The organism is Agrobacterium sp. B1(2019) (genome assembly GCF_008274755.1).
In the GTDB taxonomy this organism is placed as follows: domain Bacteria; phylum Pseudomonadota; class Alphaproteobacteria; order Rhizobiales; family Rhizobiaceae; genus Agrobacterium; species Agrobacterium salinitolerans.
In genome coordinates this window covers 26,141-42,997 of sequence record NZ_VTPB01000001.1, presented here as the reverse complement: position 1 = coordinate 42,997, position 16,857 = coordinate 26,141, and the positions used below count along the sequence as shown (strand labels likewise).

At 65.5% G+C, this 16,857-nt stretch carries 22 protein-coding genes; all 22 read right to left on the bottom strand.

The window, feature by feature from the left end; genetic code table 11:
- Window position 1: 1 nt before the first annotated feature.
- The 22 genes from trbK-alt to AGR1_RS00130 all read right to left on the bottom strand — a co-directional run bounded on the left by trbK-alt (window position 2) and on the right by AGR1_RS00130 (window position 16,818).
- A complete protein-coding gene (gene trbK-alt, locus AGR1_RS00235) occupies window positions 2–289 on the bottom strand; it encodes a putative entry exclusion protein TrbK-alt (RefSeq protein ID WP_149145839.1) in 288 nt (95 codons plus the stop codon).
- A gap of 21 nt (window positions 290–310) precedes the next feature.
- Window positions 311–1,075, bottom strand: coding sequence for a P-type conjugative transfer protein TrbJ (gene trbJ / locus AGR1_RS00230; protein WP_149145838.1), 765 nt, complete (start codon window positions 1,073–1,075; stop codon window positions 311–313).
- Entirely contained in the window at window positions 1,072–3,528 is a 2,457-nt protein-coding gene (gene trbE / locus AGR1_RS00225; RefSeq protein WP_149145837.1) for a conjugal transfer protein TrbE, read from the bottom strand. Before trbE ends, trbJ begins: the two co-directional genes overlap by 4 nt.
- A gap of 14 nt (window positions 3,529–3,542) precedes the next feature.
- A complete protein-coding gene (locus AGR1_RS00220) occupies window positions 3,543–3,824 on the bottom strand; it encodes a VirB3 family type IV secretion system protein (RefSeq protein ID WP_064331648.1) in 282 nt (93 codons plus the stop codon).
- Window positions 3,824–4,234, bottom strand: coding sequence for a TrbC/VirB2 family protein (locus AGR1_RS00215; RefSeq protein ID WP_348640582.1), 411 nt, complete (start codon window positions 4,232–4,234; stop codon window positions 3,824–3,826). The genes AGR1_RS00220 and AGR1_RS00215 overlap by 1 nt, the downstream gene beginning before the upstream one ends.
- Window positions 4,231–5,211 carry a P-type conjugative transfer ATPase TrbB gene (gene trbB, locus AGR1_RS00210; protein WP_149145836.1) on the bottom strand — a complete coding sequence of 327 codons (981 nt, stop codon included), beginning with the start codon at window positions 5,209–5,211 and terminating at the stop codon, window positions 4,231–4,233. Before trbB ends, AGR1_RS00215 begins: the two co-directional genes overlap by 4 nt.
- Window positions 5,212–5,401: 190 nt before the next feature.
- Window positions 5,402–5,830: a CopG family transcriptional regulator gene (locus tag AGR1_RS00205; RefSeq protein WP_149145835.1), complete on the bottom strand. Its 429-nt coding sequence runs from the start codon at window positions 5,828–5,830 to the stop codon at window positions 5,402–5,404.
- A gap of 5 nt (window positions 5,831–5,835) precedes the next feature.
- Window positions 5,836–7,818: a conjugal transfer protein TraG gene (locus AGR1_RS00200; RefSeq protein WP_149145834.1), complete on the bottom strand. Its 1,983-nt coding sequence runs from the start codon at window positions 7,816–7,818 to the stop codon at window positions 5,836–5,838.
- 24 nt (window positions 7,819–7,842) lie between these two features.
- The gene (locus tag AGR1_RS00195; RefSeq protein WP_149145833.1) at window positions 7,843–9,582 is read right to left on the bottom strand and encodes a VirD2 family relaxase/mobilization nuclease; all 1,740 of its coding nucleotides are present in this window, start codon (window positions 9,580–9,582) and stop codon (window positions 7,843–7,845) included.
- 243 nt (window positions 9,583–9,825) lie between these two features.
- Window positions 9,826–10,593 carry a lytic transglycosylase domain-containing protein gene (locus AGR1_RS00190; RefSeq protein ID WP_149145832.1) on the bottom strand — a complete coding sequence of 256 codons (768 nt, stop codon included), beginning with the start codon at window positions 10,591–10,593 and terminating at the stop codon, window positions 9,826–9,828.
- Window positions 10,594–10,929 carry a DUF736 domain-containing protein gene (locus tag AGR1_RS00185; RefSeq protein WP_149145831.1) on the bottom strand — a complete coding sequence of 112 codons (336 nt, stop codon included), beginning with the start codon at window positions 10,927–10,929 and terminating at the stop codon, window positions 10,594–10,596.
- Between the two features lie 45 nt (window positions 10,930–10,974).
- The gene (locus AGR1_RS00180; protein WP_149145830.1) at window positions 10,975–11,520 is read right to left on the bottom strand and encodes a S26 family signal peptidase; all 546 of its coding nucleotides are present in this window, start codon (window positions 11,518–11,520) and stop codon (window positions 10,975–10,977) included.
- Window positions 11,517–12,035, bottom strand: a complete 519-nt coding sequence (locus AGR1_RS00175) for a DUF2840 domain-containing protein (RefSeq protein WP_149145829.1) — start codon at window positions 12,033–12,035, stop codon at window positions 11,517–11,519. Before AGR1_RS00175 ends, AGR1_RS00180 begins: the two co-directional genes overlap by 4 nt.
- A complete protein-coding gene (locus AGR1_RS00170) occupies window positions 12,032–12,286 on the bottom strand; it encodes a CopG family transcriptional regulator (protein ID WP_149145828.1) in 255 nt (84 codons plus the stop codon). Before AGR1_RS00170 ends, AGR1_RS00175 begins: the two co-directional genes overlap by 4 nt.
- The gene (locus AGR1_RS00165; protein ID WP_149145827.1) at window positions 12,283–13,041 is read right to left on the bottom strand and encodes a site-specific DNA-methyltransferase; all 759 of its coding nucleotides are present in this window, start codon (window positions 13,039–13,041) and stop codon (window positions 12,283–12,285) included. The genes AGR1_RS00170 and AGR1_RS00165 overlap by 4 nt, the downstream gene beginning before the upstream one ends.
- A complete protein-coding gene (gene parA / locus AGR1_RS00160; protein ID WP_142860139.1) occupies window positions 13,038–13,691 on the bottom strand; it encodes a ParA family partition ATPase in 654 nt (217 codons plus the stop codon). The genes AGR1_RS00165 and parA overlap by 4 nt, the downstream gene beginning before the upstream one ends.
- Complete coding sequence (locus AGR1_RS00155) at window positions 13,688–14,869, bottom strand: replication initiator protein A (RefSeq protein ID WP_149145826.1); 1,182 nt, start codon at window positions 14,867–14,869, stop codon at window positions 13,688–13,690. The genes parA and AGR1_RS00155 overlap by 4 nt, the downstream gene beginning before the upstream one ends.
- An 18-nt stretch (window positions 14,870–14,887) precedes the next feature.
- Window positions 14,888–15,169 (bottom strand): helix-turn-helix domain-containing protein, encoded by a 282-nt coding sequence (locus AGR1_RS00150; protein WP_149145825.1) that lies wholly within the window; start codon window positions 15,167–15,169, stop codon window positions 14,888–14,890.
- 140 nt (window positions 15,170–15,309) lie between these two features.
- A complete protein-coding gene (locus tag AGR1_RS00145; RefSeq protein ID WP_142860144.1) occupies window positions 15,310–15,816 on the bottom strand; it encodes a DUF2285 domain-containing protein in 507 nt (168 codons plus the stop codon).
- Complete coding sequence (locus AGR1_RS29825) at window positions 15,794–16,081, bottom strand: DUF6499 domain-containing protein (RefSeq protein WP_149145824.1); 288 nt, start codon at window positions 16,079–16,081, stop codon at window positions 15,794–15,796. The genes AGR1_RS00145 and AGR1_RS29825 overlap by 23 nt, the downstream gene beginning before the upstream one ends.
- Window positions 16,082–16,188: 107 nt before the next feature.
- Window positions 16,189–16,470 carry a DUF2285 domain-containing protein gene (locus AGR1_RS00135; protein WP_142860148.1) on the bottom strand — a complete coding sequence of 94 codons (282 nt, stop codon included), beginning with the start codon at window positions 16,468–16,470 and terminating at the stop codon, window positions 16,189–16,191.
- Between the two features lie 99 nt (window positions 16,471–16,569).
- Complete coding sequence (locus tag AGR1_RS00130) at window positions 16,570–16,818, bottom strand: hypothetical protein (protein ID WP_149145823.1); 249 nt, start codon at window positions 16,816–16,818, stop codon at window positions 16,570–16,572.
- Window positions 16,819–16,857: the final 39 nt, after the last annotated feature.

Genomic DNA, 16,857 nt, shown 5'->3' with positions numbered 1-16,857 from the left:
ATCACCGCCTGTCGCTTGAGGACGGCGATGCCGGAGCAATCGGACGGCCGAGGAATCGATTGCGGGTCTCGGCCCAGACGCGCAGGCATTCGGCGTCGCTCGCGGCCTGCTGACCAAGCTGCTGGCACCGGCGCTGGCCCTCGCGCAGCGGATCGCGCGCGGGCTCGAGGATGCGCGCCGGCGCTCCCGCCGGCGCCTCGCCCTTGCGAGTCATCTCCACAACCGCCGCCGTGATGGCGACGGCGACGAATACGACAGCGCCCAGCCGGGCCAGCATCATGCTGTCCATGACAGTGCTCCTTTCTGGCCCTCAGTTGCCGTTGAACATCCGTGCGCTGCCGGGCTGATAGCCGGAGCCGGGCGTCAGAAAGCGGCGGCGCTGTTCGCGCCCCTGCTCGGCCGCGGCGGTGCGCTCTGCTTCGGTCAGCGCGCCCGATCGACCATTGGCGGCGAGCAGCGCGACCAGATCGGAAAGCTGCTGCGACTGGAGGGCGAGGAGCTGGTTGCCGGCCTGCGTCGCCTGAAGCGCGCCGGTCGCGCCCTGGCTCTGGCTCACCAGTTCGCTCATCTGCGTACGGTTGGTGTCGATGTTACCAACGACGCCGGCCTGCACGCGCATCGCGTCCTGCAAGCTGCCGACGGTGTTCTGCCAGCGGCTACGCGCGGCGGTGACCAGCTGCTGGTCGCTCGCCGACATCGAGACGCTGCCGTATTGCTGCTGGAACACCTGATCGATGTTCTGCACGTCGAAGGCAATGTTCTGCGCCTGCTTCAGGAGCTGCTGGGTTTTTTGAACATTCTGCTGAAGGGTCTGGAGCGAGGAGAACGGCAGGTTTGCCAGATTCCTCGCCTGGTTGATGAGCATGGTCGCTTCGTTCTGAAGCGAGGTGATCTGGTGGTTGATCTGCTCCAGCGTACGCGCGGCTGTTAGGACATTTTGCGCGTAGTTGCTGGGGTCATAGACAATTTTCCACGCATAAGCGGGCACGGTCGCCAACGGCGAAACTGCAATCGGGACGGCCAGCATGGCGGCAGCAAGAACGGCGGAGGATTTGCGAAGTCGATAGATGCTCATGGCTGAAGCTCCTTTTCGGACTGGTGGTTGAGCGTTGGGAAATTCGGGAGCAGGTCGATCGCCCAGCCGACTTCGCGGGCTTCGAGCCAAGCGGCGAGGAAGCCCTCGTGGCCGTGCTCGGCCACAAGGCTGGCGATCAGGGTCTGGTCGGATTTCGAGGATGCGGCGCAGAGCGCTAGTCCGACTTCGGACAGGCCAAGCTCGAACAGCCGATTGCCTCTGCGGCTTTGGCAGTAGTAATCGCGCTTGGGCGTCGCCCGCGCAAGGATTTCTATCTGCCGGTCATTGAGGCCGAAGCGGCGATAGATTGCCGTGATCTGCGGTTCGATGGCGCGTTCGTTCGGCAAGAGCAGCCGCGTCGGGCAGCTCTCGATGATAGCCGGCGCTATCGGCGAATTGTCGATGTCGGACAGGCTTTGGGTTGCGAAGATGACGCTGGCGTTTTTCTTGCGCAGTGTTTTGAGCCATTCGCGGAGCTGACCGGCGAAACCCTCGTCGTCCAGCGCAAGCCAGCCTTCATCTATGATGAGAAGCGTCGGCCGCCCGTCCAGCCTGTCGCCGATGCGATGGAACAGGTAAGCCAGCACGGCCGGGGCTGCACCCGTCCCGATCAAGCCTTCGACTTCAAATGCCTGCACATCTGCCGAGCCAAGGTGTTCGGTCTCCGCGTCGAGCAGCCGCCCATAGGGGCCGCCGACGCAATAGGGACGAAGCGCCTGCTTCAGATCGTTCGACTGGAGCAAAACGTTCAGGCCCGTTATCGTCCGCTCCTCGACCGGCGCGGAGGCGAGCGAGGTGAGCGCGGTCCAGATATGCTCCTTCGCCTCGGGCGTGATCGTGATGCCCTCGCGGGAGAGGATCGCGACGATCCAGTCGGCGGCCCATGCGCGCTCATAGGTGTCGTGAATGAGGGCGAGCGGCTGAAGCGATACGGAAACATCCGAACCTTCGGTGAGACCGCCGCCGAGGTCATGCCAATCGCCGCCCATGGCGAGTGCGGCGGCCCGGATCGAGCCACCGAAATCGAAAGCGAAGACCTGGCTGCGGGCGTAGCGACGGAACTGCAAGGCCATAAGGGCGAGCAGCACAGACTTACCCGCCCCGGTGGGGCCGACGACCAGGGTATGGCCGACGTCGCCCACATGCAGAGCCAACCGGAACGGGGTCGAGCCTTCGGTCTTGCCATAGAGCAAGGGGGGCGCATCGAAGTGCTCGTCCCGTTCCGGCCCCGCCCACACGGCGCTCAGGGGGATCATGTGGGCGAGATTGAGTGTCGAGATCGGCGGCTGGCGGACGTTGGCGTAGGCATGGCCGGGCAAGCTGCCGAGCCATGCGTCCACGGCGTTCACGGTCTCGATCATGGCGGTGAAGTCGCGACCCTGGATGACCTTCTCGACCAGCCGCAATTTCTCGTCGGCAAGGCGTGGGTCGGCGTCCCAGACGGTGATGGTCGCGGTGACGTAGGCCAGCCCCGCCACGTCGGCGCCGAGCTCCTGAAGGGCGAGATCGGCATCCGCCGCCTTGTTCGCCGCGTCGGTATCCACGAGCACCGACTGCTCGTTGGTCATCACCTCCTTGAGGATTGCGGCGATCGACTTTCGCTTGGCGAACCACTGCCGACGAATCTTCGTTAGGAGTTTCGTCGCGTCGGTCTTGTCGAGGAGGATCGCCCGCGTCGACCAGCGATATGGGAAGGCCAGCCGGTTAAGGTCGTCCAGCAATCCAGGCGTCGTTGCCGTCGGGAATCCGATGATGGTCAGCACGCGCAGATTCTGCTCACCAAGACGCGGCTCCAGCCCCCCGGTCAGCGGCTGGTCGGCCAGAAGCGCGTCGAGGTAGACCGGCGTTTCGGGGACGCGGACGCGATGGCGCTTCGTCGAGATCGTCGAATGCAAGTAGGTCAGCGTCTCGCCGTCATCGAGCCAGCGGCAGGACGGCATGAAGCCGTCGAGAAGCGCCAGCACGCGGTCGGTGCGGTCGGTAAAGGCCCGCAGAATCTCATGCGGGTCGATGCCCGAACGTTCGCGGCCTTCGTACAGCCATGCCTCGGTGCGCGCGGCTTCCTCCGCGGGCGGAAGAAATAGGAAGGTCAGGAAGTAGCTCGAAACGAAATGAGCGCCCGCTTCCTCGAAATCGGCCTTTCGCTCGGCGTCGAGCAGGCCGGATGCCTGATCGGGAAAGCTACTGTCCGGATAAGTGCCGGCCTCGTGGCGCTGCGCCTCGACGAAGATGCTCCAGCCCAATCCAAGTCGACGGAAGGCGTTGTTGATGCGGCTGGCGACGGCGACCAGCTCGGCCGCGACGGCGGAATCGAGATCGGGACCGCGAAAACGCGCAGTGCGCTGGAACGAGCCGTCCTTGTTGAGTACGACGCCGGGAGCAACGAGGGCGACCCAGGGCAGATAGTCGGCAAGACGCGAGGCTGAGCGGCGATATTCGGCAAGGTTCATCATCGGCGGCGCCTCCCTCAAACCGCAAGATGGCCGGGGATGCGAAGGTGCCTGCGGCCGACCTCGACGAAGAGCGGATCGCGGCGGGCGGCCCACACGGCAATGAAGTGGCCGATCGCCCAGATAGCGAGCCCGACCAGCCAGAGTCGCAGGCCGAGGCCGACCGCCCCGGCCAGCGTGCCGTTCATGATGGCGATAGACCGCGGGGCGCCGCCGAGCAGAATGTGCTCGGTAAGGGCGCGGTGGACGGGGACCGTGTAACCCGGCACGGCGTCCAGTTGCTCGAACGCGGCCGGCATCAGAGGAGCGCCCCGCCGCCGAACGAGAAGAACGACAGGAAGAAGCTCGACGCGGCAAACGCGATGCTCAAGCCAAAGACGATCTGGATCAGCCGGCGAAATCCGCCGCTCGTATCGCCGAAGGCGAGCGCGAGGCCGGTGGCGATGATGATGATCACGGCGACAATTTTGGCGACCGGCCCCTCGATCGACTGGAGGATCTGTTGAAGCGGCTGCTCCCACGGCATGGACGAACCGGAGGCGTAAGCCGGCGGCGTGGCGGCCAGCATCATGATGGTGATGAGCGCGGTCGACGCGGCGAGGCGTTTCCGGTGGCCGCGCAGGATGGTGCCGGACGGCGTGTCTGCCGGACGCCGTAAGATCGACAGGATCGGCAGCTTGAACACATTCGGAATGACAGGCGACATCATTCTGTTTCTCCATTCGGGGTGGTTGCGGGGGTGATACGGTAGTCGCCGTCCGGGCCGAGCCCTTCGACGCGGGCGAGTTCGGCCAGCCGCCGCGACGAGCCGCGCCCAGCGAGGACGGCAACGATGTCGATGGTCTCTGCGATCAGCGCTCGGGGAACGGTGACGACGGCTTCCTGGATGAGCTGCTCAAGGCGGCGCAACGCGCCGATGCCGGAGCCGGCGTGGATCGTACCGATGCCGCCGGGATGGCCAGTGCCCCATGCCTTCAGGAGGTCGAGGGCTTCGGAACCGCGTACCTCGCCGATCGGAATACGGTCGGGCCGCAGGCGCAGCGAGGACCGGACGAGATCCGAGAGCGTCGCCACGCCGTCCTTCGTCCGCATCGAGACGAGGTTTGGCGCGGCGCATTGCAGCTCGCGCGTGTCCTCGATGATGACGACGCGATCCGCGCCCTTGGCGACTTCGGCAAGAAGCGCGTTCGTCAATGTGGTCTTGCCAGTGCTGGTGCCGCCGGCGACGAGGATATTGGCGCGTGATGCGACAGCCGTTCGCAGCATTGCGGCGTGGTCGGCCGTCATGATCTCGGCCGCCACGTAGTCATCGAGCGTGAAAACAGCGACGGCGGGCTTGCGGATGGCGAAAGCGGGCGACGCGACGACGGGAGGGAGCAAGCCTTCAAACCGTTCGCCGGTTTCGGGCAGTTCCGCCGATACACGCGGGGAGCGAGCATGCACTTCGGCGCCGACATGGTGAGCGACCAGGCGCACGATGCGTTCGCCATCGGCGGGCGTCATCGTCTCACCGGTATCGGCCAGCCCTTCGGAAAGCCGATCCACCCAGATGCGGCCGTCGGGGTTCAGCATGACCTCGACCACGGCCGGTTCCTCCAGAAACCGGGCGATGGCGGGTCCGAGCGCGGTGCGCAGCATGCGAGCGCCGCGCTGAATCGCTTCCTGTCTCTGGTGAGTGGATGGCATATCGTCCCCATTTCTCGTGGGGACGCGAAAGATGACCCCCGGATCGGGGATGATTAAAAGAGCCCGGAATCAGGCTGATTCAACAAGTTTCGGTCGTAGTAGTAGCGTGGCGTGCAAATACAGGAGAACGGCGGCGCGGCCCTATTCTTGAACTTGTCGATCCCGCCCCCAGATGCCGCGCGTGAGGAGGTCAGGCATCCGATTCGGGCTTATCCTCCGAAATCTCCTGACGAAGCTTCGGCCCCTGCGCCAGACGCCGACCGAGGGCGGTGATGAACGCTTCATAACGCTCGCTGGATTTGGCCCGCGCCGCCTGCGCCGCGGGCTCCGGTAATGCGGGCGTCGTGGTGATCCAGAAGCGGATGAACACCGCCAGTGTCTCGACAGCGATGCCGACATCGCGTTCGAGGCGGGTCATGCGACGATCAAGCTGGTCGAGGCGTTTCGAAATGATCGCCTCTCGCCGTTCGGCATCGTCCGGCGAGAGAAATGACGCGATCGCGGCTTCGGCGATCATGGATTGTGACTGATCCCGACGCGCGGCGAAATCCGCCAGGGTCTTCTCGACGTCGGGGTCCAGATAGATCGTGGTCTTTTTCTTCTTTCGGCGACCGATCATGGCGACTACAGCTCCATGCCGTCGTTGGGATCAAGCGAGACCTGTCGGGCGATGCCCTGCATCTGCCGGATCATGCGCCGGTTGCGGACGGCCTCCTCCTCAGCGTCATCCGGAAGATCGATCTCGAATTCGTTTTCGATGGGCGCCTTCTTCTCGACCGGCTTTGCACGACTGAGTTCGGGTTGCAGCCGGCGTTCGGAATTGGTGGTGTCCTCATCGTCCGAGGAGGCTACGCTCGCTGCGATCTCTTCCGGGCGGGCCGGTATCGGCAGACTGCTCCAGTCGTCCGGGCCAGGGTGGGCAGGTCGCTTCAACTCGGGCGGCGACAGCACCCGCTCCTTGAACCGGACATCCTCGTAATAACGCGCCTTCTTTGCCCGGATCGGCGGTATGCCCGCGACCATGACGATTTCGTCGGCTGGCGGGAGTTGCATGATCTCGCCGGGCGTGAGCAACTGGCGAGCGGTCTCGGAGCGCGACACCATGAGGTGGCCAAGCCAGGGCGACAAGCGGTGTCCGGCATAGTTCTTCATCGCTTTCATCTCGGTCGCGGTGCCGAGCGCATCGCTCACTCTCTTGGCCGTTCTTTCGTCGTTGGTGGCGAAACTTACGCGCACATGGCAGTTGTCGAGGATCGAGTTGTTCGGCCCATATGCCTTCTCGATCTGGTTGAGGCTCTGCGCGATCAGGAATGATTTGAGGCCGTACCCAGCCATGAAGGCCAAGGCGCTCTCAAAGAAGTCGAGCCTACCCAGGGCCGGAAACTCGTCGAGCATCAGCAAGAGACGGTGCCGCCCCGCTTTGGCATGCAGGTCCTCGGTCAGGCGACGGCCGATCTGGTTGAGAAGCAAGCGGATCAGCGGCTTGGTGCGATTGATGTCCGAGGGCGGTACGACGAGATAAAGCGTCGTCGGACGTTCGCCGCCGACGATATCGCTGATCCGCCAGTCGCAGCGGCGCGTCACCTCGGCGACCACCGGGTCGCGATAGAGGCCCAGGAAGGACATTGCGGTGGACAAGACGCCGGAACGCTCGTTGTCGGATTTGTTCAGCAGCTCGCGCGCCGCGCTGGCGACGACGGGATGTGGACCGGCTTCGCCCAGATGAGCGGTTTTCATCATCGCGCGCAGCGTCGACTCGACTGGTCGCTTCGGGTCGGACAGAAAGTTGGCGACGCCTGCGAGGGTCTTTTCCGGCTCGGCGTAGAGGACGTGCAGGATAGCGCCGACCAGAAGCGAATGGCTGGTCTTCTCCCAGTGGTTCCGCTTGTCCAGGCTTCCCTCGGGGTCGACGAGGATGTCGGCGATGTTCTGCACGTCGCGCACCTCCCATTCGCCGCGCCTCACCTCGAGCAGCGGGTTGTATGCCGATGACTTCGGGTTGGTTGGGTCGAAAAGCAGCACCCGGCCGTGCCGGGATCGGAATCCGGCGGTGAGCGTCCAGTTCTCTCCCTTGATGTCGTGCACGATGGCCGAGCCCGGCCAGGTCAGCAGCGAAGGGACGACAAGGCCGACGCCCTTGCCGGATCGCGTCGGCGCGAAGCACAGGACATGCTCGGCCCCGTCGTGCCGTAGATAGTCGCGCTCATATCGGCCGAGCACGACGCCATCCGGACCGAGCAGGCCGGCGTCACGGATCTCCTGATCCTGAGCCCAGCGCGCCGAACCGTAGGTGGCGACGTTCTTCGCCTCGCGCGCTCGCCAGACCGACATGCCGATGGCGACGGCGATCGCAATGAAGCCGCCCGACGCGGCGATCATGCCGCCGACCGCGAAGATGCCCGGCGCATAGGCATCGTAGAAATACCACCACCACATGATTGCTGCCGGAAAGTAGACCGGGACGCCGAAGAGCGTGAACCACGGCTCGCCGAGCTGCGCCTGAAAGCCGAGGCTCCACGCGACATACTGCGTCGCGCCCCAGGTGGTGGTGAGGACGATGAGGAACACGATCAGGATCTGTCCCCAGAGGATTTTAGTGGCGGACATGGCAATGATCCTTTCTGATTGAGGTTAGAGGCCGAGCCCGCGTTTCCGGCCGAAATTCCAATCGACGCCGCCGTCGTCGCGGGCGACGCCGGAGACGTGGCGGCCGACCTGCTTTTCGAGAGAGGGCGACCAGGGTACGAGCTGGAAGCCGAGGCCGTCATCGATCATGGCGAAGCGTCCGGAGGCGAGCGCGAAGCGCTGGCGATAAGAGCCGGCGACGTATTCGCCGGAGCCGGCGCGGGCGAACGGCAGCCCGGTCTCGGCGGCGAGCTGATCGCCGAGCGCATTGACCTCCCGGTCACGCAGCGTATTGAGCAGCCGTCGCGCGAAGACAACGCGCCCGCCCTGGCGATCGGCAAGCCCTTCGCCGATGAGACGTTCAGCTCGATCCTCCATCGCCTGCCGGACTTCCGACCCGAACCCGCCTTCCGATAGGGCGATGGGCTCGCGGGCAACCGCCTGCCGGTCGAGCCAGGTCGCGCCTGTGGCGTTGACCTGTGCGCCGAGATCGAGATCGGAACGGACCGCCAGCGCCACACGGCGCTGACCCTGCGCATCCTCATAGGTGCGCAGCTCGACGATCGAGCCAGGTGGGCTGTCGCCGGCGGCGTCGAGATGCGGCAGCCGGATGTGATGGGTGCGGCCATCCACGCCGTCGACCACGGCGTAGGCTGTCCCCTTGAGCTCGTCGTCAAGACCGCGCTCGACCAGGCGGCCGATGACAGGCACGTCGAGGCTTTCGCCGGCCAGCACATAGCTCGCGGAACCGCGCTCGATGCCGCGCTCGGTCAGCGCGCGGTGCATGCGCTTGATGATATCGCCGCGCTCGCCGAGCTCGCGCAGCACCGTTTCGGCCTCGGGCTTGATGAACCATTGCGAGTGGCCGACCTGCCCGGCGACGCCAAGGATTTCGAGCGTGCGCAGGCGGCCGACCTTCAGCGCATGAAACTCGTCAGGCTGGCGATCTGGGAGCGGGGCGAGATCGATGATGCCGGATTTGCCGGCGTCGCGGACAAGCTGCCGATCGAGCTGGGTCCAGCGCTCCGCCTCGATCTGGCTTTCGAGGCTCCGGCGGATATCCAGGTCCGTTCGCGGTCCAAGCTCATGGGTGATGAGATCACGCGCGCGGTCACGCATCCCCTCCTTGATGTAGTCGCGAGAGATCACGAGGTCCTGGCCATCGTCGCGCACGCCGCGCACGATCAGATGGATATGCGGATGCTGCGTGTTCCAATGATCGACGGCCACCCAGTCGAGCCGCGTGCCGAGATCCTTTTCCATCTGGCCGACGAGATCGCGGGTGAAGGATCGAAGGTCGGACATTTCGGGAGCGTCATCCGGCGATACGATGAACCGGAAATGATGCCGGTCGTCCCCGCATCGCTCTGCGAAGCCGCGCGCATCCGCATTCTCCGTTCCCGGCCCGAACAGCCGCGCCTTCTCCCCGTCACGGGTCACGCCGTCGCGGCGCAGATAGTCCAGATGCGTTCCGAGTGGCGCTGATCGAGCGGTATGGCGGACCACACGCGCCTTGACGACGGCGCCGCGCGTGCGCGACGTGATGAGGCGATTGGCCTGGATGCTGGCGCGCTGGCCGCGCCCGAAGCGCGAACGGTTGCCGGAGATGACGCGGCCGGATCGCGAGACGCCACCGCCTGCCTTCTTCGCTGCGGCGAGCGCCTGCGCAACGAAAGGCCGGGCCTGCTGCGCGCGGGTCGATCGGATGCGGCCTGGACGTATGCGGAACTCGTGGTCATCGGACATGACGTGACCCCGCACGGTGCAAAAAGGACAAGAAAATCATGAAGATGGGCGCGGGGCGCACGGTGCGCGAAAGCGCTGCACAGTGCGGAACGCGCCAAAAACATGAACAAAAACAACCGCCCGACCGAAGCGCACCGTGCGCCCTTTTATCCTGCCATCGTCCGGTTGTTGCGCCTGCCGCCACCCCCCGCGCTCTCCACGACACGCCAGCGCACGATGGGATGCGAAGTGCCGCCGAGCCGCTCATGGCCGGCCTCCGTTGGCATTCCGAGCGACGAACAGCCCGTCCGGCTGCGCGGTGACGAGCATCTGCGGTGTCGCCGTGACGGGTGAAAGGGCGTCGCCCGGCGCGCGATCCGGAGACGCGGAATTGACGGGTGAAGCGCCGTTATCGCGCCCGACGAAGATTGCCGCCTCGCGCCAGTCGAGCGGCCGGGCGATCGCCGAACCGCTCTTCGAAGGGCGCTCGCCGCGTAGCGCGGGCGCGAGCGAAGCGACGTAAGCCCGCGTCTCGGCGGGCAGCGGACGGCCCTTCGAGCGATGTTCGTCATAGCGCGCAGGCCCCGCGTTGTAGGCCGCGAGCATGGCGGCGATGTCGCCATAGCGATCCCACATCTCGCGCAGGTACGCCGTGCCCGCGAGGATGTTATCGCGCGGATCATAAGGATTGCGGCCGAGGCGGTAGCGGACGCGAAGCTCGGCCCATGTGTCCGGCATGACCTGCATCAAACCCATCGCGCCCGCCGAGGAGACGGCGCGCACATCGCCCGCGCTCTCGGCGCGCGTGACGGCGATGATCCATTCAGGCGGAATGCCGAAGCGGCGCGATGCCTCGGTGATATGCGCGGCATGTGGATGCGCAGCCGCGGCACGCACCGGCGACGAGACTTGCGCCAGAACCGTCGGCGGTGCGGCTGCGGCGAAGATCAGGCCGGAAAGAAGAAAGAGGAGCGCTGAGCGCCGGACGGCGGAAGTGCGTCCGGCGGGCGCGCGGTCTCGGGGCGCCGCCATTCAGTCCTCCTGCCGCTTCTTGGGAGGCTGGACGGTGTTCAACACCCAGGCGGAACCGTCGTCGCCGGTGCGGAAGAGATTTGCGCGAAACGTGCCGCCGAGAAGCGGGCTGTAGATCGTGATCGAGACAAACTCGCCGGCGCGCTCGCCGACATGCGTCCAGCCCGCACCGATGTCGATGCCGTCTTCGTCACCGAGCAGGACGCGGTATTTCGGCGCGTTCTCGGTGTCAGAGGGTTCGGCGGGGACGAGGGTCATTTCCTCCCTGATACCGAGCGTCCGGAACTCGCCTTCAAAGCCGGTTTCCGTGCGCGTGAACTGTCCGATCTGGGCCATGATCGTGGTCTCCTGTGCTGCGGTGGAGTGGCGAACGGCGCGCGCTCACCGCGTCGGCGCGCGCCAGACGAAGTGGCGGTCGCCGTCCTCGTCGGTGAAAAGCGGGGTGGCCCGGCCGATCACCGCCGCGGCGGGAAACGGGCCGAAGTAGCGCCCGTCGAGGCTGTCGGCGGCTTCGAGGTTCATGAGGAAAAGTTCGCCGTCGGCGATCACCCGGCAGCCCTGCCAGGCCGGCAGGTCGCGGCCACGGCTGTCGCGGTCGCGGGCCTCACCGAGCGGTACATCGTCGATCGTGATGGCGCGGCCGACGCGGCAAACGCGCTGACCCGGCAGACCGACGACGTGCTTGAGGATCGGGACGTCGCGGCCGACATAACCGCGTTCGACCATGAAGGACGCGAACGGCTCGGGCGGCATGACGGCGACGAGATCCGGCACTTCGATCCGCCCGGTCGGCGATACCGTGTAGAAGCCGATCGGCGCGCTCGCCGTCGCGTTCCAGATGAGTTTCAGCGGCATCGGCATGGCGCTGGCTGCGGCGATGCCGAGCACGGCGACGGATGTCGCCGCGAGGTAGACGAGCCGCCTCATCGCCCGATCTCCCGCCGCCGGAGCCAGGCTTGGTGGCGCTCGGCCGTGTACGGGCGCGGCGTCTCGCCGGCATTCATCCAGTGCGCGACGTGCCGCCAGTGATCGGGATCGGCATCCGCGGGATCGATGCCGAGGGCCTCGATACCGTCGACATGGCGAAGCACGTCCTCGACCTTCGGCCAGCTTTCGATCTTCAGCAGGATGTCGCCGCCAGGACGCACGAAGGGCAGCGTCTGGAACGGCTCGCCACGGTCGACCGCGCGCACGATGTCCAGGCGCGAGATGATCGTTCCGTACTCGTTCGCAGCCCAGCGGACGAGGCAGAATATCGTGCCGGGCGCGAAGCCGACCACCCTGTGACGGCGGTCGAGTTTCTGTTCGTAGCTTTCGCGGCCGAACCTGATCCAGTTCTCGATGCGCTTTTCGATCCAGGTGAGTTCGACGAGCGTGGTGAACGCGGCGGGACCGTCCGGCAACGGACGGCCGCCGATGCGGAGCGCCGCATTGCCGGTCATGGTGTGTCTCCTTGGGTGTCGGGGAATTCGCGCTCAAACAGCTCGCGCAGCATTTCCGAAGCGGTGACGCCGCGCCGGAAGGCCGCGATCTTGATCCGGCCGCGCAGCTCCGGCGTGATGTCGATGGTGAGGCGGGCCGTGAAGGTCACAGCTGCGCCATTGCGTGGCGGAGGCGTGTCCCCCGCCTTGATCCATCCGTCCGCATCGGCGGGACGCTGCGCGAAGCCGCGCTTTTCGGCGGGGACCGTCATGACGCGCCTCCGTCATGGAACGGCAGCACGGTGGCGATGCGGTCGCGGGCGCGGTCGGCCATCGTGGGGTCGATCTCGCAGCCGATATAGCGCCGGCCGGAGAGCCGGCAGGCTTCGCCGCCGGAACCCGAGCCTGCGAACCAATCGCCAACTAGGCCGCCTTCCGGGCAGCTCGTGCGGATAAGGATTTCGAGAAGGGCGGATGGCTTCTCGGTCGGGTGGATGGCGCGACCGTGGCAGTTGCGAAGGTAGATAACCGAGCGCATCAGACGCGGCCCGCCGTCGTGGCTGACATAGTGGCCAGCGTCGATCTGGCCGGTATGGGGCGGACGCTGCTTGCGCCGCACGGTGCGGGCCGTCGCGTCGGGCGTGGTTTGTGGGTCGTTGTAGACCGCGCGCCATGGTGTCTCGGCCGGATAGAATTGAACGGCCAGTTCATGCACGCGCTTGAAGCGGTCCGCATGGAAGCCGGTGCCGTTCTGCTTCTCCCAGACGATCTCCTGGGCGAGCCGCAGGCCAGCGTCGGCGAAGCGGTCGGCGGTTGCCATGAAGCTGCGCAGCGAACCGAAGACCCACATCGAGCCGGTCGGGGCAAGCGCGCCGCGCGCGAGCGCCAGCCAGCCCTCGACACGGCGATCCCAGGCGAGTGATGTGTCGCCGTAAGGTGGATCGGCGAGGATCATGTCGTAGGGACCGCGCGCCGGCATGCGATCGCGGCAGTCTCCGGACAATATGATTTCGGGGCGAACCGTCATGGCGCGGTCCACCGGATACCGAGACGCTCGACCTCAGCCGCCAGCGCCGCGATCTCGCGCGCGGCGGGCGAACGCGGATCGATGTCCAAGGCGAGCCGCCCGGTCTGCGCGGCGTCGGCGAAGACGACGCGCTGGCCGATGGTGCTGGCGAGCACCGGCGGATCGTGGTCGGCCAGGGTCTCGGCCGTCTCGCGAGCGATGACAGTGCGGGCGCCGCAGCGGTTCAGCACGAAACGGGCGGCGAGCTGGGGCCGATAGATGCGCGCCTCCGTCAGGAGCGCCAGCATCTCGGCGGAGGCCCAACCGTCGAGCGGCGACGGCTGTACCGGGATCAGCACGAGGTCGGCCGCGAGCAGCGCGGAGCGCATGAGTCCGGCGACACGCGGTGGCCCGTCTATGACCACGTGATCGACGTCGCGGGCAAGTTCAGGGGCTTCACGGTACAGCGTGTCGCGCGCGAGGCCGACAACGCCAAAACGGCGCGGCAGGCCCTCGCGAGAGCGTTGCTGCGACCAGTCGAGCGCCGAGCCCTGTGGATCGGCGTCGATAAGCGTGACGCGCTTTCCGCGCAAAGCCAGCTCGCCGGCGAGATGCAGCGCAAGCGTCGTCTTGCCGACGCCGCCCTTCTGGTTGAGGAGCGCGACGATCATCGGCGTCCTCCCGGTGGGTCGAGAGGAACACGGGGCATCGTGGGATTGGCGGATGCGGAAGAGCCAGCGCGGTCCTGCACTGCCGTCGACACCGGCTCGGCGGGCGCGATCGATACGCTCTTCTTCGCGGTAACGCTGAGGCTTCTGGCGGCATCGCGGATGAGGTTTTCCACATCACGCGCGCGCTCTTCAAGGTTAGAGTCTATGTTAGACTCTAAGTTAAGGGCGCGATTTCGTGTGGAGTTTCCGTGGCTTACACTCTGTTTGGGTTCCTGATAGCACGAGCCTCGGGTTCCCGATAGCACGATAGATCGGGTTCCCGATAGCACGAGGCTATCCACAGCTTGTCCACAGGCGGGCAGCGGCTCGAATGCGAGCAGCAGGCGCCCACCGATCTCGGCTTCGAGAAAGAGCCTGTAGCCGGGCAGCGGCTGGCGCCGGATGATGTCGCGCAGTTCGAAGGCGAAGCGTTTGAACGGCGACAGGCTGCCGGATTTCTGGTGAAGGTGACGGAAGTCGAAGCGCCAGCCATCGCGCTGGCGGCCGCCATGCTTGCGCACCAGGCGGTAGAGCCAGCGGTCGAGGCCCCCCGTCAGGTCGAAATAAGTCCGGTCGATGGTCAGCACGAGCGCATCGTCGAGGACGGCCTGATAGAACCAGTCCGGCACGATCAGCTCGATGCCCTCGGGGCGGCCGTTGCGATCGGTGCGTTCCTGCCACTCATTGATCCACGAGAAGCGATGACGGCGGCCTTCGGCAGGCTGTCGGATCGAGGTGGAAACGGTGGTCGATTGCAGGCGGTCGAGGGCGGCTTTGAGGCGCTGATAGTCGCGCGAGCTGGTGCCCCGGCCGACATAGGTGAGGATTTCGTAGGGCGTGGCGGCCATCAGCCGCGAGGTACGAAGCCCGTTATCGCGGGCTTCGACGATCTGGCTCGCCGCCCAGATCAGGATGTCGGCGTCCCAGATCGTGGCCATGCCATGATCCGGGACCGCCTCGACCCGGATCGTCACGTTGCCCGCAACGAAATCAATCGGGGCGACGCGATGGGTTTTGGAAAGGGAGAAGAAGGGATAGGCCATGAGATCCTGCGCGTCTCGTGGCGCGAAGTCGCCGGGAAGCGCCCGGAACAGATCGAGCTGTCCGCGCTCCGAAAGGGATCGACGCCGCACCGCCATGAACGGAACCGGCCGCGGTCAGCGTGCGTAGCGGCCGAGCTGCGGCCCGGAGGGAATGACGTGGCGCTTCGCCGGCAGCACGGAGCCGCGAGGATCGGACGTCGACGTCACCGCGCCGCGAGCGGCCCACGTTTCGAGATCGTCGATGGCGTAGACGACGCGGCCACCGAGCTTGCGATAGGCCGGGCCGGTTCCATACGTCCGGTGCTTTTCGAGAGTACGGGCCGAAAGGCTGAGAAACTCGGCGGCTTCCTTGGTGCGCAGGAAGCGCGGCGGGAGAACGACGGGTTCATGTGGCATGGATCGGGCCTCCGTGGTGTTGGGGACGACCGTCGCGGATCAGCGGCGGGCAATGACCACGGTGGCGGAGGAGAGCCGGCGAGTTGCAGGGCAAAGTTGGGGGGTATCGAATTCGCCCACCATCAGCGGGCGAGACCGCGCTAGGATTGGCGGCGATGACGAAGGAGTTTTCGATAGCCGCCCGCTATCATGGCGCGGGCATCGCGCAGGAGCGTCTTGATGGCGTGGCGTATGGAAGACGCCTGCCAAGCGTCACGGTCGAGATGGTCGATGTGAAAAATGATCTCGGCGATTTCCTGCTGCGTGGCGCCGGCGCGATAGCCGTCGAAGGCGCGCAGCATCCGGCGCTGGCGGGCGCGCTGCTGATGCGTCAGGCGCGTGTCCGGGGGAATGGCGCGGCCATGCAAGGCTGAGAGGAATCGATAGACAGCTTCGATCCGGTCGAAGCCGTCTATGCCGAGAGGAATGACCGCAACGGCATTTTCTTTTCCGTCGATGGCGTGGTCAATGATCTGGAGGGACTGACCGTTCGCGAGGGCTAAGCGAAATGTAGCGTCATCATCGCCCATCGGCGACCCATGCCGCCACAGCGCGGAAGCATCGCTTGTGATACCGGAGCCGAGGTCAACGGGCGCCTCGGCGAGCATTACAACGCTTGTGTCCTCCTGCGGAAGCCAGAAGACCGGCGCTTCCGGCGGAGGTGTCAGGGGATCGACTGGGAAATCGCAACCCCCACTGCTGTCGAATTCGCACGGTCAGTGGTTCATGCATTCCGCGAGCGGAGGCCGAAGCCTCAAAATCCGCGTCATAGGCGTCGTTGCGGCGGAGCCATTCCCAGGCCAGATCGGACGCGGTCAGGCCGTCCAGATGATCATATTCCGAGGAACGCCAGATCGATGCGTCGGGTGTCATCGCTGATCCTCCCAAGTATTTGTCTAAGTCTTTGGGAGAATCACGATTCCCGTTTGGGTTGATCTGCGGAAGTCAGTTGCGCCTCAACAGGTGATGCGTCCGACGCATCACGATGGCGACCCGCGCTGGCTCTCACGAACCAGTTGGCGATAGCCGCGCTCCATCATCCACCGGGCCCGCGCCAGATGCGCATCGTGGATAGAGCGGCAGCGTCTGGGGTCTTGATCGGGATCGAGGCCAAACAGGATATGCACCGCCTCGCGCCAGTCTGCGCCGTCGCGGTTGGCGTCGACCAGCCGCATGTAGAGCTTCATATGTTTGCGGTCATAAGACGTGATCGTTTCGCTGAACGGTGGTTCGTCCAGAAATGTTTGCGTCTCCTGTGCCATCGAGCCACCATATTCACGCGCGCTAAGTCCGTTAACCATCTCGCTCAGGAGATAGCCCCTTTTTTTGACAAGGGTTTGGTAGCTCGGTGCCCGGCGTGACTACCGGGACGAATCCCTCCTGTCATGCAGGAGCAAAACTCCTTCGCCCTTGTCTGTCGAAAGGAGAACAATCCCGGCCGATTCGAAAGCTCGGCGCACCTGATCGCGCGTCGATTCGAACACTTCGAGACCGCTTTCGGATTCGAGGCGTTTCAGTGCGGTCAGTGCTACTCGGGCCTTGTCAGCGAGCGTCTCCTGTGTCCAACCCAGCAACGCGCGTGCGGCCCGTGATTGTCGGGCGGTGATCATGCATGATCACCTCCACTCGGACCTGTGCGCACTCCAGAA

Excerpts from the sequence above, each read along its gene's own strand:
- trbK-alt (WP_149145839.1), bottom strand. The coding sequence starts at position 289 with ATGGACAGCATGATGCTGGCCCGGCTGGGCGCTGTCGTATTCGTCGCC.
- trbJ (WP_149145838.1), bottom strand. The coding sequence starts at position 1,075 with ATGAGCATCTATCGACTTCGCAAATCCTCCGCCGTTCTTGCTGCCGCC.
- trbE (WP_149145837.1), bottom strand. The coding sequence starts at position 3,528 with ATGATGAACCTTGCCGAATATCGCCGCTCAGCCTCGCGTCTTGCCGAC.
- AGR1_RS00220 (WP_064331648.1), bottom strand. The coding sequence starts at position 3,824 with ATGCCGGCCGCGTTCGAGCAACTGGACGCCGTGCCGGGTTACACGGTC.
- AGR1_RS00215 (WP_348640582.1), bottom strand. The coding sequence starts at position 4,234 with ATGATGTCGCCTGTCATTCCGAATGTGTTCAAGCTGCCGATCCTGTCG.
- trbB (WP_149145836.1), bottom strand. The coding sequence starts at position 5,211 with ATGCCATCCACTCACCAGAGACAGGAAGCGATTCAGCGCGGCGCTCGC.
- AGR1_RS00205 (WP_149145835.1), bottom strand. The coding sequence starts at position 5,830 with ATGATCGGTCGCCGAAAGAAGAAAAAGACCACGATCTATCTGGACCCC.
- AGR1_RS00200 (WP_149145834.1), bottom strand. The coding sequence starts at position 7,818 with ATGTCCGCCACTAAAATCCTCTGGGGACAGATCCTGATCGTGTTCCTC.
- AGR1_RS00195 (WP_149145833.1), bottom strand. The coding sequence starts at position 9,582 with ATGTCCGATGACCACGAGTTCCGCATACGTCCAGGCCGCATCCGATCG.
- AGR1_RS00190 (WP_149145832.1), bottom strand. The coding sequence starts at position 10,593 with ATGGCGGCGCCCCGAGACCGCGCGCCCGCCGGACGCACTTCCGCCGTC.
- AGR1_RS00185 (WP_149145831.1), bottom strand. The coding sequence starts at position 10,929 with ATGGCCCAGATCGGACAGTTCACGCGCACGGAAACCGGCTTTGAAGGC.
- AGR1_RS00180 (WP_149145830.1), bottom strand. The coding sequence starts at position 11,520 with ATGAGGCGGCTCGTCTACCTCGCGGCGACATCCGTCGCCGTGCTCGGC.
- AGR1_RS00175 (WP_149145829.1), bottom strand. The coding sequence starts at position 12,035 with ATGACCGGCAATGCGGCGCTCCGCATCGGCGGCCGTCCGTTGCCGGAC.
- AGR1_RS00170 (WP_149145828.1), bottom strand. The coding sequence starts at position 12,286 with ATGACGGTCCCCGCCGAAAAGCGCGGCTTCGCGCAGCGTCCCGCCGAT.
- AGR1_RS00165 (WP_149145827.1), bottom strand. The coding sequence starts at position 13,041 with ATGACGGTTCGCCCCGAAATCATATTGTCCGGAGACTGCCGCGATCGC.
- parA (WP_142860139.1), bottom strand. The coding sequence starts at position 13,691 with ATGATCGTCGCGCTCCTCAACCAGAAGGGCGGCGTCGGCAAGACGACG.
- AGR1_RS00155 (WP_149145826.1), bottom strand. The coding sequence starts at position 14,869 with ATGGCGGTGCGGCGTCGATCCCTTTCGGAGCGCGGACAGCTCGATCTG.
- AGR1_RS00150 (WP_149145825.1), bottom strand. The coding sequence starts at position 15,169 with ATGCCACATGAACCCGTCGTTCTCCCGCCGCGCTTCCTGCGCACCAAG.
- AGR1_RS00145 (WP_142860144.1), bottom strand. The coding sequence starts at position 15,816 with ATGCTCGCCGAGGCGCCCGTTGACCTCGGCTCCGGTATCACAAGCGAT.
- AGR1_RS29825 (WP_149145824.1), bottom strand. The coding sequence starts at position 16,081 with ATGACACCCGACGCATCGATCTGGCGTTCCTCGGAATATGATCATCTG.
- AGR1_RS00135 (WP_142860148.1), bottom strand. The coding sequence starts at position 16,470 with ATGGCACAGGAGACGCAAACATTTCTGGACGAACCACCGTTCAGCGAA.
- AGR1_RS00130 (WP_149145823.1), bottom strand. The coding sequence starts at position 16,818 with ATGATCACCGCCCGACAATCACGGGCCGCACGCGCGTTGCTGGGTTGG.